We start from the raw sequence: 17586 nt of genomic DNA on the forward strand, positions 1-17586 counted from the left end.
GATCCGCCGCCTCGGCTCATCGGACCCGGGCCTCAGCCGACCAGACGAAGACTCACATAGGAGGTGGGAGGAAGCTCCAGACGCAGCGTGCTTCCCGACCAGGTCGCCCCCTCGAAGGGCACGGGCGCCACCCGCTCCGGCTCCTCGGCCGTGTTGTGCTCCCGAGGGTCTCCTGCGGTCAGGACCGACGCCTGGCTGAGCTCCAGCGGCCCATGGCCCCGGAGCCGCAGCTCCACCGTCGCACCGGCATCAGGATCAAGGTTCGCAGCGGTCACCGTCACGGCTCCTGCCTTCGTGGAAGCCGTGGCGGTGACCGTGGGCACGACCCGCCCGTCCGCTTCTCGCTGCGCGACGTCCCCGACCGGACGCACGGGCAGATGGGCGGCGTCATGATGACCCACGTCCATCGCGAAGGCGTGATAGGTCGGGGTGAGCACCAGCCGGTGCCCGTCGGTGAGCACCATCGACTGCAGCACGTTGACCGTCTGGGCGATGTTGGCCAACCGCAGACGATCGGCGTGAGAGTGGAAGGCCTCGAAGTGGACTGCCGCCACGAGCGCGTCGCGCAGCGTGTTCTGCTGGTGCAGGAAGCCGGGATTCGTGCCGGGCTCGACGTTCCACCACGTCCCCCACTCGTCCAGGGCGAGCCCGACCTTCTTCGTCGGGTCATAGGCGTCCATCACAGCGGCATGGCCGGCGATCAGCTCCCCCACCCGGTGGGCGCGGGCCATCGTCGCCCAATACTCCCGGTCTGTGAACTCCGTGGCCGAGCCCTTGTCCATCCAGGAGCCGGACATCGTGTAGTAGTGGAAGGAGATCGCTTGGTACAGGTCCCGCGGTGCGGGGTCTCCCAGCCCGCTCGCGAGCTGCTTCATGAGCACCTCGGTCCAGGCATAGTCAGCCTCGTTGCCCCCGGCGGCCACCCGATACAGACGGTCCTTCCCGTGGTCCCGGGCATAGGTGGCATGCTGCCGGGCCAGGGTGCTGAACTGGTCCGCGGTGAGGTTTCCTCCGCAGCCCCAGGGCTCGTTGCCGATGCCGAAGAAGGTCACGTTCCAGGGCTCCTGACGCCCGTTCTCACCCCGGAGTCGGGCCATCGGCGAGTCCCCGGCGCGGGTCAGGTACTCGACCCAGTCGCTGGTCTCCTTCACGGTCCCCGAGCCGACGTTGCCGGAGATGTAGGGCTCGGTGCCGAGGAGTTCACACAGCGCCATGAACTCATGAGTGCCGAAGTGGTTGTTCTCCTCCACGTCACCCCAGTGAGTGTTGACCATCCGCGGGCGCTCACGACGGGGGCCGATCCCATCGGTCCAGTGGTATTCGTCGGCGAAGCATCCACCGGGCCACCGCAGATTCGGGATCGCGATGGCGCGCAGCGCCTCCACCACATCGGCGCGGATGCCGCCGATGTTCTCGATCTCCGAGTCCTCCCCCACCCAGAACCCGTCGTAGATGCACCTGCCCAGATGTTCGGCGAAGTGCCCGTAGACATGGCGGCTGATGGTGGGGCCTGGGACGTCGACGTCGACAACAGCCGTCAGGGCGGGGGCCGGCACAGGGTCGGGTGCGGATACGTCGGCAGGTCCCGCCGCAGTGGTCGCGGGAGAGGTCACGGGGGAGGTCATCGGTCTCCTTGGTCGGGGGTGAGTGGGTGGGAGGCGGTCACGTCCGCCTGCCGCTGAGCCTGGGCGTGGAGTCGCAGCGCCCGGGACCTCGAGAGGTAGACGGCCAGGCAGACGCTGAACAGCAGCACGCTGACCACATCCCGGGTCAGGAATGTCCCGACCACACAGGCGATCAGCCACCAGGTGACCGCGCGGCTGTGCTGGAGCTTCAACCGCCAGGCGACGACGGCGGTCAGCAGCGCCCCGAGGAGCACGGCGATGCCGTAGGTGCGCACGACGGCGGCCACCTCGGTGACCATGGAGGCCGAGCCGAGGGCCTCGGCGTCCTCCAGCCCCTGGTAGCCGCTGGAGGCGAACCAATACTGATACGGAAACAGCGTCAGCACGGCCAACAGCCCGTTCCATCCGGCGGCGACGGCCAGCAGCGCCCGCTCTGCGCGGCGGCGCGGCGGACGTTCACCACGGACAGGTGCCTCATGCGCCGCGGGCCCGTCCGAGGGATCGCACGGCGCACCCGCTGCGTCCGTCACCGGAGGCCTAGAGCGGCGGAGCAGGCCCATGGCGCTCACCCCTTGATCCCGGAGGACATGCTCAGCGAGCTGACGAAGTACCTCTGGGCCACCAGGAAGAGGATCAGGGTCGGAATCATCGCCATCACCGCCGAGGCCATGAGCTGCCCTGTTCGGTCGTACTCGGCCAGCATGTTCTGCAGCAGCTGGAGCCCGGCCGTGATGGGCATCTGGTCCACGTCGTTGAACACGATCAACGGCCAGAGGAAGTCGTTCCAGGAGCCGGTGAAGGCGAACAGGAAGATGACGATGAGGATCGGCCGGATCATGGGCAGCACGATCCGGAAGAAGATCTGGAAGTCGCCGGCACCGTCGATGCGCGCGGCGTCGTCCATCTCCTTGGGGATCCCGGCGAGGAAGGCCCGCACCAGGAAGATGTTCGCCACTCCCGCCAGGCCGGGGACGATCATCGCCCACGGAGAGTTCACCCATCCCAGTCGGGACACGATCTCGTAGAGGGGAATGAGGTTCGCGATGACCGGGAACAGCGAGATGGCCAGCAGCGTGAAGAACAGGACGTCCTTGCCCGGGAAGTCCAGACGGGAGTATCCGTAGCCGGCGATGGACACCACCACGACGGTCAGCAGCGCATGCATGGTGGAGATGAACATGGAGTTCCAGAACCACCGCAGCACCGGGTACCCGGCCACATCGTTGAGCAGCGAGACGTAGTTGTCGGCCACCCATTGGGCCGGCAGCAGCCGGAAGGACTCGAAGGCGAACTCGGTGGGCGATTTGAAGGAGGTGGACAGGGCGAAGACCACCGGCAGGAGCCAGATGAGGGCCAGCGCCAGCAGCACCACGTAGGTGATGGTCAGGGCCAGCTTGGAGCGCATGGGGCTGCCGAGGGTCGAGCCCTTCCCCGGCCGAGGACGCCCCGTCACCGGGTGCGGCTGCCCGGGCACGCCATCGGCGCCGCCACGTCCGGGCGCCCGCTGGTCGGTCTGGATGACGGCCGTGTCAGACATCGGTCCTCCTGTACATGATGAAGAACTGGATCGCGGAGATCGCCATGAGCACCAGCCCGAGGAGCACGGCCATGGCGGAGGCGACGCCCGCGATCGAGGGACCGCCGCCGAAGGCCAGGTCGCGGACCTCCATCATCAGCACCGTGGTGCTGTCGGCGGGACCGCCGTTTGTGAGCATCAGCGGCTGGGCGAAGACGTTGAAGGAGACGGTGGTGGTCATCACCGTGGTGTAGAGCAGCGGCAGCCGGATCGAGGGCAGCGTGACGTTGAAGAAGGAGCGCACCGCCCCGGCGCCGTCGATGGAGGCCACTTCATAGAGCTCCTGGGGCACGGCGGAGATCGCCGAGCGATAGATGATGAGGTTGCCCCCGATGCCGGCCCAGACGGTGAGCACGAAGATCGTCGTCCAGGCCCAGGGCTGAGTCGTCGTGAAGCTGATGTCCGTGCCCAGATAGTGGTTGATCGGCCCGAACTCGCGGTTGAACACCAGGTTCCAGGCGATCGCCGCGGCGGAGACCGCGATCAGGCCGGGCACGAAGAAGATGCCCTGGAAGACATTGGCTCCCCGCAGGTCCTTGCGGGACAGCATGACAGCCAGCACCAGGGGCACAGCGATCAGCAGCGGAACGCCCACGACCACGAAGAGGATCGTGTTCCACAGGCCGTTCATGAAGATGCGGTGGAAGGCGTGGTCGGTGTCGAAGAGCACCCGGAAGTTGTCCAGGCCGACCCACTGCGGATCCCCGATGAGGTTCCACTGCGTGAAGGCCACGTAGATGCCGAAGCAGGCCGGGAACAGCCCGAAGACGGCGAAGAGGACCAGGTGAGGCCCCATGAAGGGAATCGCGCGGAACCAGGCCCGCAGGCCCTGCGGGAGACGGCTCGGCGGCCGGGTCGCGCGGCGGTCGCCGCCGCGCTGCGCTCGTGCAGTCGTGGTCGTGGTCATGGTGCCTCCACCATCTCGATGCGGGCCCGGGTGGTCTCGTTCATCCGCTCGACGGCCTGCTCGATGCTGTGCCGTCCGAAGGCCACGTTCGGCGTCTCGTCCCAGATCGCCTCCCCGACGTAGGGGGCGTACTCGAAGTTGTCCGTGACCAGCAGCTCCTCGTTCTCCGGACGGGTGAAGAAGGACTGGGGGTGATCCTGGTAGGCCTCGCTGTCGAACGTGTCCCGACTGGCCACGATCTGCCCCGCCTCGGCCCAGCCCAGCGAATGGGTGCGGACGAACTCCAGGAAGTCCGCGACTGCTCGATCCCGCTCGGGATCGCGGTCGTCGTCGGCCATCTGGACGAAGGCATGGGACTCGAAGTGGTTCACGGCGTTCTCCGGATCGATCTGCATGCTGTGCGTCAGGTCCCAGCTGAAGCCCTCGACGTCGTCGTGGCCGCTGATCTCCCAGGTCCCGGAGGGGTGGAAGAGCGCACGTCCGCTGCGGAATACCTGGGCGGAGTCGGCGTCCTCCGGGGCCATCAGCCCGGCCTCCTGCATGCCCTGGATGGCTTCGAGGGCCTGCACATAGGGCTCCGCAGAGAAGTCGATGTCCTCGGCGCCGTCCCCGACGCCCTCGCCGATGTTGTACTGCCAGTTGTAGACCAGCAGGGGGGCGAAGAAGGTCGTCGTCGCGTACACCCCTTCAGGGAGCTGGCCCTCGAGATCCATGATCTCCTCGACCGTGACGAGATCGTCATCGAGGATGTGCTCGAGATCCAGGTCCTCCAGGAGTTCATCGTTGTAATACGTGACCAGGCCATGGAGGTCCAACGGCACCGCCCATTGCGCCCCGTCATACTCCCCCGCCTGCCAGGCCGGCTCCAGGTAGTTCTCCGCGGTGAGCCCGGACTCCATCTCCAGGAGCGGCTCGATCGGCGTGAGGATCTCGTTGCTCGCCAGCTCCGCAATGGCCAGATTGTGGACGAGCACGACATCGGGGATGTCAGCACCAGCCCGGGCCACCGAGTACATCCGCATGTACATGTCGTCCCGCGGCGCGGGTTGGAAGGAGACCGGAATCTCCGGGTCCGTGGCGTTGTAGTCGGCGACGATCTGCTGCATGAAGCGACCGTCGTCCCCGCTGAGCAGGTTCCAGAACTGGAGCGGCTCCTCGCCTTCTCCCTCGCCGCAGGCCGCCAGCGGCAGCACCAGGGCTGCGGCGGCGAGTCCGGCCAGGCGGGATCGTCGTCTCATGAGCTTCCCTCCGACGTGTTGTGCAGACCACAATGATTTATCGATAAAGTAGTGGAGGTCACATGCCGGAGTCAAGGGTGCGAGGGAGTCAGCTCGTCGGCCCGGCGCCACCCGGACGCCCCGTGAGCCGCTGTTACGCTGGAGGGATGCCGGAGCCCACCTCACCCGAGCGAGGACGAGACCTGTGACTGCTGAGAACGCGACGACGCCCCCTGTGCGGGGGCGCTCCACCCGCCAGAAGCGGGCCGTCTGGGCCGCACTGAACTCGCTCGAGGACTTCGTCAGCGCGCAGGACCTGCACCGCATCCTCGAGGACCGCGGCGAGAAGGTCTCTCTGGCCACCGTCTATCGGATCCTGCAGGCCCATCAGGAGGAGGGCCTGGTGGACGTCCTGCGCCCGGACGACACCGAAGCGGTGTATCGGCTCTGCGCCCGCGACGAGCACCACCATCATCTGGTCTGCCGCGGCTGCGGGCTGGCAGTGGAGTTCGAGGCGCCCGACATCGAGGAATGGACGGAGACGCTGGCGAGGCAGCACCGGTTCACCGACGTGCGGCACACCCTGGAGATCTTCGGCCTCTGTGAGGCCTGCGCGGCCAGGCAGGCAGAGCAGGGCGAGAACGCCTGAGGCGGCCCCGGCCGGGCCTGCGCCGGCCCGGCCTCCGTCAGGCGCGTGCGGGAACCGTCGGCGAAGGCTCCTCGCCTGCGACACCGACTCCGGCCGGTCCGCCACCCCCAGGCCCAGCCATGACCCGGGCCGCCTGCTCCTGCCGGCGCAGACGTCGCCCCCGACCGATGAACAGACACACCAGGTAGATCATGAATGAGATCGTGGTGATGTAGGGGCTGATCGGAATCTGGCCGGTCAGGGCCAGCATGATGCCTCCGACGGCGGAGATCAGGGCGAAGACCATCGACAGCGCCACCGCCATCCCCGGGCGTGCGGTGACCTTCAGGGCCGCCGCGGCAGGGACCACCAGCAGGGAGAGCACCAGCAGGGCGCCCACGACCTGGACGGACATCGCCACTGCCCCGCCCAGCAGCACCATGAACACGAGCGACAGGGCATTGACGGGCACCCCCCGCGCCTGGGCGAGCTGAGGGTCGATCGAGGAGAAGAGCAGAGGCCGCCAGAGGAGGGCGACCACCGCGGTGATCACCAGGGCACCGATCACCAGCGTGCGGGTCTGCATATCGTCCACGCCGACGATCTGCCCCGTGAGCAGGCCGAAGCGGTTGGCGGAACGACCCTGATACAGCGACAGGAACAGGATGCCCAGCCCCAGGCCGAAGGGCATCAGCACACCGGTCACCGCACTGGTGTCCTTGTCCTTGAGGCTCAGCACGCCGATCAGCAGCGCAACGCCCACCGCGCCGATGGCCGAGCCGAGCACGACGTCCAGGCCCATGAGCAGGAACAGCGCCGCGCCCGCGAAGGAGATCTCCGCGATCCCATGCACCACCAGGGCTGTGCGACGCAGCATGATCAGCACGCCGATGACCCCGCCCATCAGGCCGAGGACCGCAGCGGTGATGACGGAGTTGCGGACCAGGCCGAACAGCTCCCAATAGCCGTCGGTGCTGAACGAGGAGGAGATCTGCTCGATCATCGGGCGGCTCCTGTCCTGCGGCCGGGCGTCGCACGCTCGGCGACGTCATGCGGGGCGGCATGCTGATGGGTCTCGTGGTCGTCGTCGTGGATGTGGGGCCCGACGCCGACCCGCGGGTCCTCCGGCGCCAGGCCGCCGGGCTCCCCGCCGTGAGCGGCGCTCGGGTCGGCACTGTGACCGGGCGCGCAGTGGTGGCCTTCGAGATGATGGGACATCACCACCAGACGCCCTCGATGCTCGATCACGTCGATGGGTGCGTCGTAGAGCTCGCTGAGCACCTCGGAGCGCATCACATCACGGGTCGGGCCGATCCGATGTCTGCCGCGAGCGATGTAGAGCACCCGGTCCACATGCTCGACGACCGGATTGATCTCATGGGTGACGAAGACGACGGCGGCGCCACGCTCCGTGGCCTGACGTTGGATGAGGTCGGTGATGGCCTGCTGATGATGGAGGTCCAGGGAGTGCAGGGGCTCGTCGCACAGCAGCACAGCGGGATCGGAGGCCAGGGCCTGGGCGGCGCGCAGGCGCTGCTGCTCGCCCCCGGAGAGGAGCCCGACCGGCATGTCGGCATACTCGGTGGCGCCGACCTCCTCGAGAAGCCCGTCGACCCGGCGGCGTTGGGCGCGGGGGCGCATCCGGAAGCCGAAACGGTGCCCGTCCAGCCCGAGTGCGACGAGGTCGCGAGCGCGCAACGGCGTCTCCGCCGGCAGAGCGTGCTGCTGAGGGATGTAGCCGACGTCGCTGCTGCCGCGGCGCACGGCACGGCCGGCCACACGGACGTCGCCGGCGCTGAGCCGCTGGAGGCCCAGGAGGACCTTCAACAGCGTGGACTTGCCGGCCCCGTTGGGACCGAGCACGGCGAGGAACTCCCCCGGGGACAGGTCCAGGTCGAGCCCCTCCCACAGCGTGCGGCCATGGAAGGCGATGCCGGCGCCGTCGAGGGACAGCGCCGCCGAGGCACCGGCGCGATCACTCACCGGCTGCCTCCACGATCTCCTCGACCTGGTCGATGTTGTGCTCCATCCACTCGAGGTAGTCGTCGATGTCGTCAGGGAGGGTCTCGGAGAACTCGACCACCGGGACCCCGGCATCCTCAGCGGCCTGGCGGATCTGCAGAGACTGGTTGGTCTCCGTCTGCTCGTTGTAGGCGAGCATGTCGATGTCATCACCGGTGGCCGTGTCGAGCGCGTCCTGATAGATGCGCGGTGCGACGTCGTCGCCGTGCTCCACCGCCGCCAGGAACTGCTCCTCGGTGAGATCGTCGAAGCCGGCGTCGAGCAGCAGGAACTGCGAGACGGGCTCTGTGGCCAGAAAGCCGAGCCCGTCGGCGCCGAGGGCGCGGTTGCGCTCATCCAGCTCCTCGAGCTGCTGCGCGGTCGACTCAGCATTCTCCCCGTAGAGGTCGGCGTTCTCCGGGGCGAGGTCGCTCATGTGTTCGCCGAAGTCGCGGACGACCTCGGCCATCAGGGACAGGTCGTACCAGACGTGCTCGTTCTCATAGCTGCCCGTCCACTCGTGGGCGTGATGGTTCTCCCCGTCGATGACCTGGTAGACGAGGTCGTCCTTGCCCGCTGAGGAGGCCAGCCGGGTGATGAAGGGGTCGTAGCCTCCGCCGTTGGCGATGATCACATCGGCCTTCTCGATGCTCAGGCGGTCCTGCGGAGTGGCCTCATAGGAGTGCGGATCCATCGCCGGGTTGTCCACCATGGCGTCCACCTCGGCCGTGTCGCCGACGACCTTCTCCGCCAGATCCGAGTAGACGTCGGTGGAGGCGATGATGACCAGGCCCGTGTCCTCACCGTCGCTGGAGCTGACGTCGTCGGCAGTCTCGCCGCCGCCCCCACAAGCAGTCAGGGTCAGGGTCACCGCCGTCAGCAGCCCGGCGGCACGCAGGGTGCCGACGCGCGTCAGTCCGGACGCTCGGCCAGCGACGGTCACGGCGGGCGCGGAGTCTGCAGAACGGCTCAGGGTCATGGTCGGACTCTCTATCTCGGAGGGTGGGTCGACCGGCGGACAGCTGCATGCCCGCGGCGCACTACAGCGTACGCCTGCTCGATGTTGAGAACAAATCTCATCTGCGCAGTGAGTGCCGTCCTCTGTGGTCCGCCCGCACGCCCTCAGCCGTCCTCGCCGACCCGGTGCCGGCGGCGTGAATCCCGAGACTGGGTGGCGTCGTGGATCTCCCCCACCAGCACCTCCAGGACGTCCTCCAGGAAGAGCACACCCCGCGTCTCGCCGCCGGCGTCGATGACACGGGCCAGGTGTGAGCCCGTGCGCTGCATCTGGGCCAGACAGTCCTCGATCTCGTCCGCCGGGGCCATGTTGCCCAGCGATCGGACCGCCGTCACCGGCATGGGCTCCCCCACCTGGGACTCGGGCAGGCTCATCACGTCCTTGAGGTGGACGTACCCGGTCATCTCACCGCCCCCGTCGACGACGACGAAGCGCGAGAAGCCCGTGCGTCCCACCGCCTTCTCCACCTGCTTCGGTGTGACGTCGGCCGGCACGGTGACCACATCCTCGACAGGAACCATCACAGACTCCGCCGTGTAGTCGCCGAAGACCAGGGCACCGGCGATGACGCCGGCGTCGTCATGGACCGTCCCCCCGCGGGTCGACTCGGCCACTATCGACTGCATCTCCTCCAGCGTGAACGTCGAGACGACCTCGTCACGGGGGGTTACACCGAACAGACGCAGCACGAGATTCGCCGAGACGTTGAGCAGGACGATCACCGGCTTGAGCATCCGATAGAGGACGACCATCGGAGGCGCCAGCATGAGCACCGCGCGGTCCGCCACGGAGACGGCGAAGTTCTTCGGCACCATCTCCCCCAGCGTCACATGGAGGAAGGAGACGATCACCAGCGCCACCAGGAAGGCCGCCACGGAGGCCGCCGTCGGGTTCAGGCCCAGCCACATCAGCGGCTCGGTCAGCAGATGATGGATGGCGGGCTCGGAGACCTGCAGGATCAGCAGCGAGCAGACCGTGATGCCCAGCTGAGCGATCGCCAACATCTGCGAGACGTGCTCCATGGCATAGAGAGCGGTCCGCGCGGCCGTGGAACCGCCCCCCGCCTTCGGTTCGATCTGGCTGCGTCGAGCGCTCATCACCGCAAACTCGCCGGCGACGAAGAAGGCATTGCCCGCAAGCAGGAGGACCAGCCAGACGATCCCCATCACGTCGGAGATCATCGCGGGTCACCTCCGTTCCGGTCGGCGGCGGCGCGCATGTGCTCCGCACGCTCCGCCGCTGCCCGCCGGGCACGCTCAGCGGCGGCCTCGGCGGCTATCCGACGGGCCTCGGGATCGGGGACGAAACGGATCCTGTCGATCCGGCGCCCGTCGACCCCCGCGACGACGAGCCTGCCGCCTTCGACCTCGGTCTCGTCACCCACGCCCGCCACGCGGCCCAGGCGGTCGAGCATGAAACCCGCAGCGGTCTCGTAGGCCGGGTCCTCAGGGATGTCCAGCTCGAGGATCTGGGGGTTGATCTCATCGGGGCGGAGCAGCCCCGGGAAGTACCAGTCTCCGTCAGCGGCCTGGAGCACTCCGGGCGTGAGCCGGTCATGCTCGTCGGCGACCTCACCGACGATCTCCTCGATCAGGTCCTCCAGGGTGACGACGCCTGCCGTGCCCCCGTACTCGTCGACGACGACGGCGACCTGCAGCGGAGCCTCCCGGAGCACCGAGAGCAGCGAGTCCAGATGGATGGTCTCAGGGATCCGCGTGATCTCGGTCATCACGGTCGCGGCCACCAACCCGGCGCGCTTGTCACGCGGCACGGCCACGGCCTTCTTCAGATGGGCGATGCCACGGACGTCGTCCACGGACTCCCCCAGCACGGGGAACCGGGAGTAGCCGGTGCGCCGGGCGACATCGATGAGCTCGGTCAGCGGGGCCTCTGCGTCCACGGTCACCATACGCGGCCGCGGCGACATCACGTCCGCGGCTGTGCGCTCCGAGAACCGCAGGGTCCGGTCCAGATAGGCCGCGGTGCCCTCGTCGAGGGTGCCCAGCATGGCGGAGCGGCGCACCATCGAGGACAGCTCCTCCGGGGTGCGGGCGCCCGAGAGCTCCTCCTTGACCTCCAGGCCGAAGCGGTGGAGGACCTGGTTGGAGAATCCGTTGAGCACCACGATCAGCGGGCGGAAGATCGCGGTGAAGACCAGCTGCGGGCGGGCCAGCGCACGCCCGATCGCGAAGGCCTCGGCGATGGCGAGGTTCTTCGGGACCAGCTCGCCCAGGAGCATGGTCACCAGCGTCGCGATCGCCATGGCGATCGTCAGCGAGACGGCGCCGACCGCCTGGTCGGGCACGCCCAGCATGTCCAACGGACCGGCGAGGAGCACCCCGAGGGCAGGTTCGGCCACATACCCGGTCAGCAGCGTGGTGAGCGTGATGCCCAGCTGACAGCTCGACAGCTGGGTGGACAGCGACTTCAGGCAGCGCATCAGCGGCACCGCCCGGCGATCGCCGTCGTCGATGGCGCGCTGGACCGTCGGCTGGTCGAGGGCTACGAGGGAGAATTCGACGGCGACGAAGAATCCGGTGCCCAGGATGAGCAGGAGTCCGACGCCCAGGAGAATCCATTCCACGGGGTCAGCTGCACCTCCGCGACTCCGCGGACCGGCATACGGACGCCGGAGCACGGTCGGGGAAGCGGGGTGGTCCGGAACGGCTGCGGGCCGAGGCCCTGCAACCGGTGGACGGGACCGGAAGGCGAGCAGGAACAGTGAGAATCAGGCGCGAGCCCGGTTGTCGACACTCCATAAGACTTCGCAGTGTAGCGCGGGACGCCGGGGCCGCACCACTGCGTCCCCCGGCGCTGCGCCTCCGCCGCCCGGATCACCACGTCGTGGGGACCGGCTTGCCCTCCTCGTAGCCTGCCGCCGACTGCACACCTGCGACCGCCTGCTCGCGGAAGCGCGGCAGATCCCGGGCGCCCGCATAGGTCATCGACGAACGCACCCCGGCGGTGATCGAGTCCAGCAGGTCCTCCACACCCGGCCGCTGCGGGTCCAGGTACATCTTCGAGGTGGAGATCCCCTCCTCGAAGAGACTCTTCCGAGCACGGGAGAAGGCGTCCTCACCGGCGGTGCGATGCTGGACGGCCCGGGCGGAGGCCATGCCGTAGCTCTCCTTGTACCGGCGCCCGTCGGCTTCGGCGATGAGATCACCGGGGCTCTCGAACGTCCCGGCGAACCAGGAGCCGACCATGACCTGCGAGGCACCGGCGGCCAGCGCCAGTGCGATGTCCCGCGGGTGCCGCACACCGCCGTCCGCCCAGATGTGCCGTCCCAGCTCGCGGGCCGCGGCCGCACATTCGAGCACCGCGGAGAACTGCGGCCGCCCCACGGCCGTCATCATGCGGGTGGTGCACATCGCCCCGGGCCCCACCCCGACCTTGACGATGTCCGCGCCGGCGGCGACCAGGTCGCGCACCCCCTCAGGGGTCACCACATTGCCCGCGACCACGGGGACCGTAAGACCGCCCTCGGCGTGGGAGTCCACCACGGCGCGGACGGCCCGCAGCGCCTCGAACATCTTGCGCTGGTGGCCGTGGGCGGTGTCGACCACCAGCACGTCCACACCGGCGTCGAGCAGCGACTCCGCCCGCCCCGCGACATCCCCGTTGATCCCGACGGCGGCGGCGACCTTCAGCCGTCCCGCCGAGTCCAGGTTGGGGGCGAAGAGGGTGGAGCGCAGCGCACCGCGCGGCGTCAGCACGCCGGCCAGGGTGCCGTCGGAGGTGGTCACCGGCGCGTAGTCGCAGCCGAGCTCGTCCATGGCCAGGAAGGCCTGCCGGAGCCCGGCGTCCAGAGCCTCGGCGTCCTGGGCGCCGGCCTGATCCTGAAGCCCCAGCTCGGCCGTGGTGAACCGCACCTGCGGCATGCGCATCACCGAACCGACGGAGGAGAAGCGGTCACGTCCCTCGCCGTCCTCGGCGGTGACGATCCCCGCCAGGCGCAGGTCCTCGTCCACCACGCAGACCGAACGATGGTTCCGCTTGTCCAACAGGTGCAGCACGTCGAGGATCGTGTCCTGGGGGCCGACCTTCAGCGGCGTCTCGAAGACCGGGTGGCAGGACTTCACCCATTCGGTGACCTGCCGGATCACCTCCAGCGGGATGTCCTGAGGCAGCACTCCGAGTCCGCCGCGGCGCGCCATCGTCTCGACCATGCGCCGGCCGGTCACCGCCGTCATGTTCGCCGCGACCAGCGGAATGGTCGATCCGGTGCCGTCGTCGGCAGAGATGTCCACCTCCATCCGCGACATCGCCTCGGACCGGGAGGGGACGAGGAAGACGTCGGCGTACGTCAGGTCGGTGGTGGGCTCGTTGAGGAACTTCATGGGGGTGGTCGTCCGCCCTTCGGGGTCTCGCGCTCGCGCCGCGGGGACACCGCCCCTCTGAGGACGTGTCGCACGGCATCAGACACGATACCGCGCACGGTGGCGGCTCCGTCAGGAAAGTCACTATGCTGGGACGAGGTGACCGAGAGGGTCTCCGGCCAGCCGGGGCGAGAGCCCGGCGGACGGCGAGGACGCCGTCGTCGTGACCCTCCTGGTGGGAATATCGCACCGCCTGCCGAGCATCTCGGCCGGACATGCACGCGCACGGTGCGGCGAACCGACACAACACATATGGAAGAGGCGTATCCACAGTGCCAGAGCTAACGTCCAGCCGTCTCGCGGAGGAGTTCCCCGGAAACGAATGGTTGGTCGCCGACATATACGACAAGTACAAGGCGGACCCGGACTCCGTGGACCGCAAGTGGGCTGACATCTTCCGTCGACTCGAGGGCGAGTCCCCCGCCGAAGACGCTCAGGCAGGCAACGGCGCCTCCGGAAGCTCCGCCCCCGCCTCCTCCGCCTCGTCGACCCCGGCCGGCGGCTCCGGCAACGGCACCGCAGCCGAACGTCGGGCCGCTGCGACGAACCAGCAGGACTCCCGGCAGGAGAGCACCCCGATGACGGCCACGCCCGCCGAGCCGGAGCACCAGCAGAAGCCCGCCACGGAGAAGTCCCCCACCGGCACCCGCCCCGTGGCGCCCAAGCAGCCCACCACCAAGAAGTCCAAGGACTCCGGCACCACTCCCATCCCCTCCGAGCCCTCCGACTCGCGGGGCGACGAGGCGCCGAAGGAGACGAAGCAGGACGAGGTCACCGTCCTGAAGGGGATGTCCAAGGCCATCGCCGCCAACATGGACGCCTCCCTGTCCGTGCCGACGGCGACCACGGTGCGGGCCGTGCCCGCGAAGTTGCTGATCGACAACCGCGTGGTCATCAACAACCACCTCAAGCGCACCCGGGGCGGCAAGGTCTCCTTCACCCACATCATCGGCTACGCCATGGTCAAGGCGCTGCGCGCCCACCCGTCGATGAACGTCACCTACACCGTCAAGGACGGCAAGCCCGCCGCCGTGCAGCCCGCGCATGTGAACTTCGGGCTCGCGATCGACATGCCCCGGCCCGACGGCACGCGCGCCCTGGTGGTGCCCAACATCAAGGGCGCCGAGGACATGAGCTTCACCGACTTCTGGGCGGCCTACGACGACGTCGTCAAGCGCGCCCGGGACAACAAGCTCACGCCCGACGACTACGCCGGCACCACGGTCTCCCTGACCAACCCCGGCGGCATCGGCACCGTGCACTCCGTGCCCCGGCTCTCCCAGGGGCAGGCCTGCATCGTCGGCGTCGGTGCCCTCGAGTACCCGGCCGAGTTTCAGGGCGCCTCTGAGAAGACGCTGAACAAGCTCGCCGTCTCCAAGGTCATCACGCTGACCTCCACGTATGACCACCGGGTGATCCAGGGCGCCGGCTCCGGCGAGTTCCTGAAGACCATCCACCAGCTGCTCCTGGGCGAGGACGGCTTCTACGACGAGATCTTCGAGGCGCTGCGCATCCCGTACCGTCCCGTCCGCTGGTCGGCTGACATCCAGGTCAACCCTGAGGACCAGATCAACAAGGTCGCCCGGATCCAGCAGCTGATCCACGCCTACCGGGTGCGCGGCCACCTCATGGCCTCGGTGGACCCGCTGGAGTACCGGATGCGGGAGCACCCGGACCTCGAGATCGAGTCTCACGGCCTGACCCTGTGGGACCTGGACCGCGACTGGCCCACAGGAGGGTTCGGCGGCAAGCAGATGCTGCCGCTGCGCAACATCCTCGGCGTGCTGCGGGACACCTACTGCCGCAACACGGGCATCGAGTACATGCACATCCAGTCTCCGGAGGAACGCCAGTGGTTCCAGGACGAGATCGAGCACCCCTACTCGAAGCCGTCGCGTGACGAGCAGTTCCGCATCCTGGGACGCCTCAACGCCGCCGAGGCCTTCGAGACCTTCCTGCAGACGAAGTTCGTCGGGCAGAAGCGTTTCTCCCTGGAGGGCGGCGAGTCGCTGATCCCGCTGATGGACGTGATCCTCTCCGAAGCCGCCGACGAGGGACTCGACGAGGTGGCCATCGGCATGGCGCACCGAGGTCGTCTCAACGTCCTCGCCAACATCGCGGGCAAGACGTACGCGCAGATCTTCCGCGAGTTCGAGGGCCGCGAGGCGGGCATCGGTTCGGGCGACGTGAAATACCACCTCGGCACGCGCGGCTCGTTCACCTCTGACCGTGGCAATTCGACCAGCGTCTACCTGGCTGCGAACCCCTCCCACCTGGAGGCGGTCAACCCGGTGCTCGAAGGCATCGTGCGTGCCCAGCAGGACCGCCTGGACAGAGGGCCCGATGGCCTGAGCTCCTTCTCGGTGCTGCCGCTGCTGGTGCACGGCGACGCCGCGTTCGCCGGGCAGGGCGTGGTCGCCGAGACGCTGAACCTGTCCCAGCTGCGCGGCTACCGCACCGGCGGCACCGTCCACGTGGTGGTCAACAACCAGGTCGGCTTCACCACCGCGCCGCAGTCGGGCCGTTCGATGACCTACTGCACGGACATGGCCAAGGCCATCCAGGCCCCGATCTTCCATGTCAACGGGGATGACCCGGAGTCGGTCGCGCGTGTGGCCTCGCTGGCCTTCCAGTACCGGCAGCGGTTCAACAAGGACGTCGTGATCGACCTCGTCTGCTACCGCCGCCGTGGCCACAACGAGGGCGACGACCCGGCGATGACCCAGCCGAAGATGTACAACCTCATCGAGGCCAAGCGGTCGACCCGTCGGCTCTACACGGAGAATCTGGTCGGTCGTGGCGACATCACCCAGGACGAGGCGGACCAGGCTCTGCAGGACTTCCGCCAGCGCCTGGAGCGTGTCTTCACCGAGACCCACGCGGCTCAGACCCAGCCGGTCTCGACCGTCAGCGTGCCCAGCGGCGGCGGCGACATCGTCGCCCCGACGGCCTCGGAGCTGGAGGAGGACACCCCGATCCGGGCTGCGGACGACACCGCGGTCTCCGAGGAGTCGCTGGCACACATCGGCGAGGTGCACACCAACATCCCGGACGGCTTCACCGCCCACCCGAAGCTGAAGTCCCTGCTGGAGAAGCGGGCGAAGATGGCCCGCGAAGGCGGCATCGACTGGGGCTTCGCCGAGATCGCGGCCTTCGGCTCGCTGCTGATGGAGGGCATCGAGGTCCGCATGGCCGGTCAGGACTCACGGCGCGGGACCTTCGTCCAGCGGCACGCGGTGTTCCACGACCGGGTCAACGGCGACGAGTGGTACCCGCTGAAGAACCTGACCGAGGACCAGGCGCGGTTCTTCATCTACGACTCGCTGCTCTCCGAGTATGCGGCCCTGGGCTTCGAGTACGGCTACTCGGTGGAGAACCCCCAGGCCCTGGTGCTGTGGGAGGCCCAGTTCGGCGACTTCGTCAACGGCGCGCAGACGGTGATCGACGAGTTCATCGCCACCGCCGAGCAGAAGTGGGGCCAGCGCTCCTCGGTCGTGATGCTGCTGCCGCACGGCTATGAGGGCCAGGGCCCGGACCACTCCTCCGGTCGGCCGGAGCGCTTCCTGCAGCTGTGCGCGGAGGACAACATGACCGTGGTCATGCCCTCCACCGGTGCGAACTACTTCCACCTGCTGCGCCGTCAGGCGGTGGCACGGCCCCGCCGGCCGCTGGTGGTGTTCTCCCCCAAGCAGCTGCTGCGTCTCAAGGCCGCCGCGAACTCCGTCGAGGACTTCACCACCGGCACCTTCCGTGAGGTCATCGGAGACGACGGCGTCGACAAGTCCCAGGTCAAGCGCGTGCTGATCACCTCGGGGAGGCTGTACTACGACCTCGTGGCCACGCGGGCCAAGCACGACGACCAGACGACGGCGATCGTGCGGCTCGAGCAGCTCTACCCCCTGCCGGTGGACCAGCTGCGCGAGGAGCTGGACTCCTACCCCGCCGACGCCGAGTTCATCTACGCGCAGGACGAGCCCGTCAACCAGGGTCCCTGGCCCTTCCTGGGGCTCAGCCTGGTGCCGCTGCTCGACCAGGAGCTTCAGCTGGTCTCCCGCGGGGAGTCCGCGGCCACGTCCGTCGGTCAGGCCCGGCGTCACGCCAAGGAGCTGGAGACGCTGCTCGCCCAGGCCTTCCCGCACCTGGACCTGTGAACGACGATCGCCGCTGAACGACGACCCACGCTACCGCGGTGCACCCGAACTCCACACTGACCCCGACCGGCCGACTCAAGATGG

At 68.4% G+C, this 17586-nt stretch carries 13 protein-coding genes; 2 read left to right on the plus strand and 11 right to left on the minus strand.

The window, feature by feature from the left end:
- Positions 1-32: 32 nt before the first annotated feature.
- The 5 genes from SD455_RS13820 to SD455_RS13840 are packed head-to-tail and all read right to left on the minus strand — an operon-like array spanning position 33 to position 5346.
- Positions 33-1625, minus strand: coding sequence for an alpha-N-arabinofuranosidase (locus SD455_RS13820; RefSeq protein WP_445508465.1), 1593 nt, complete (start codon positions 1623-1625; stop codon positions 33-35).
- The gene (locus SD455_RS13825; protein ID WP_070161730.1) at positions 1622-2155 is read right to left on the minus strand and encodes a hypothetical protein; all 534 of its coding nucleotides are present in this window, start codon (positions 2153-2155) and stop codon (positions 1622-1624) included. The genes SD455_RS13820 and SD455_RS13825 overlap by 4 nt, the downstream gene beginning before the upstream one ends.
- A 35-nt stretch (positions 2156-2190) precedes the next feature.
- A complete protein-coding gene (locus SD455_RS13830) occupies positions 2191-3162 on the minus strand; it encodes a carbohydrate ABC transporter permease (RefSeq protein ID WP_445508466.1) in 972 nt (323 codons plus the stop codon).
- A complete protein-coding gene (locus SD455_RS13835) occupies positions 3155-4108 on the minus strand; it encodes an ABC transporter permease subunit (RefSeq protein WP_083277707.1) in 954 nt (317 codons plus the stop codon). The genes SD455_RS13830 and SD455_RS13835 overlap by 8 nt, the downstream gene beginning before the upstream one ends.
- Positions 4105-5346, minus strand: coding sequence for an extracellular solute-binding protein (locus SD455_RS13840; RefSeq protein WP_070161732.1), 1242 nt, complete (start codon positions 5344-5346; stop codon positions 4105-4107). The genes SD455_RS13835 and SD455_RS13840 overlap by 4 nt, the downstream gene beginning before the upstream one ends.
- 184 nt (positions 5347-5530) lie before the next feature.
- Between SD455_RS13840 and SD455_RS13845 the strand changes: the two genes are divergently transcribed.
- Positions 5531-5974, plus strand: a complete 444-nt coding sequence (locus SD455_RS13845; RefSeq protein ID WP_070161734.1) for a Fur family transcriptional regulator — start codon at positions 5531-5533, stop codon at positions 5972-5974.
- Positions 5975-6011: 37 nt separating this feature from the next.
- Here the strand turns inward: SD455_RS13845 and SD455_RS13850 are convergent, their stop codons facing one another.
- From SD455_RS13850 to SD455_RS13875, 6 genes are all read right to left on the minus strand, one after another.
- Positions 6012-6956 carry a metal ABC transporter permease gene (locus SD455_RS13850; RefSeq protein WP_139827572.1) on the minus strand — a complete coding sequence of 315 codons (945 nt, stop codon included), beginning with the start codon at positions 6954-6956 and terminating at the stop codon, positions 6012-6014.
- Positions 6953-7936, minus strand: coding sequence for a metal ABC transporter ATP-binding protein (locus tag SD455_RS13855; protein WP_237089925.1), 984 nt, complete (start codon positions 7934-7936; stop codon positions 6953-6955). Before SD455_RS13855 ends, SD455_RS13850 begins: the two co-directional genes overlap by 4 nt.
- Positions 7929-8933: a metal ABC transporter solute-binding protein, Zn/Mn family gene (locus tag SD455_RS13860; protein ID WP_445508467.1), complete on the minus strand. Its 1005-nt coding sequence runs from the start codon at positions 8931-8933 to the stop codon at positions 7929-7931. Before SD455_RS13860 ends, SD455_RS13855 begins: the two co-directional genes overlap by 8 nt.
- Before the next feature lie 143 nt (positions 8934-9076).
- On the minus strand, positions 9077-10153 hold the full coding sequence (locus tag SD455_RS13865) for a hemolysin family protein (RefSeq protein ID WP_445508468.1): 1077 nt from the start codon (positions 10151-10153) through the stop codon (positions 9077-9079).
- Positions 10150-11556 carry a hemolysin family protein gene (locus tag SD455_RS13870; RefSeq protein WP_070161739.1) on the minus strand — a complete coding sequence of 469 codons (1407 nt, stop codon included), beginning with the start codon at positions 11554-11556 and terminating at the stop codon, positions 10150-10152. Before SD455_RS13870 ends, SD455_RS13865 begins: the two co-directional genes overlap by 4 nt.
- Before the next feature lie 250 nt (positions 11557-11806).
- A complete protein-coding gene (locus tag SD455_RS13875) occupies positions 11807-13312 on the minus strand; it encodes a GMP reductase (protein WP_085437125.1) in 1506 nt (501 codons plus the stop codon).
- Between the two features lie 311 nt (positions 13313-13623).
- Here SD455_RS13875 and SD455_RS13880 point away from each other — a divergent pair, with 311 nt between their 5' ends.
- Positions 13624-17502 (plus strand): multifunctional oxoglutarate decarboxylase/oxoglutarate dehydrogenase thiamine pyrophosphate-binding subunit/dihydrolipoyllysine-residue succinyltransferase subunit, encoded by a 3879-nt coding sequence (locus SD455_RS13880; protein WP_311023838.1) that lies wholly within the window; start codon positions 13624-13626, stop codon positions 17500-17502.
- The last annotated feature ends 84 nt before the right edge of the window (positions 17503-17586 follow it).

The organism is Nesterenkonia sp. K-15-9-6, assembly GCF_052656005.1.

Bases quoted from the DNA above. Each gene is read 5' to 3' on its own strand.
- SD455_RS13820 (WP_445508465.1), bottom strand. From the start codon at position 1,625: ATGACCTCCCCCGTGACCTCTCCCGCGACCACTGCGGCGGGACCTGCC.
- SD455_RS13830 (WP_445508466.1), bottom strand. From the start codon at position 3,162: ATGTCTGACACGGCCGTCATCCAGACCGACCAGCGGGCGCCCGGACGT.
- SD455_RS13835 (WP_083277707.1), bottom strand. From the start codon at position 4,108: ATGACCACGACCACGACTGCACGAGCGCAGCGCGGCGGCGACCGCCGC.
- SD455_RS13840 (WP_070161732.1), bottom strand. From the start codon at position 5,346: ATGAGACGACGATCCCGCCTGGCCGGACTCGCCGCCGCAGCCCTGGTG.
- SD455_RS13850 (WP_139827572.1), bottom strand. From the start codon at position 6,956: ATGATCGAGCAGATCTCCTCCTCGTTCAGCACCGACGGCTATTGGGAG.
- SD455_RS13860 (WP_445508467.1), bottom strand. From the start codon at position 8,933: ATGACCCTGAGCCGTTCTGCAGACTCCGCGCCCGCCGTGACCGTCGCT.
- SD455_RS13865 (WP_445508468.1), bottom strand. From the start codon at position 10,153: ATGATCTCCGACGTGATGGGGATCGTCTGGCTGGTCCTCCTGCTTGCG.
- SD455_RS13875 (WP_085437125.1), bottom strand. From the start codon at position 13,312: ATGAAGTTCCTCAACGAGCCCACCACCGACCTGACGTACGCCGACGTC.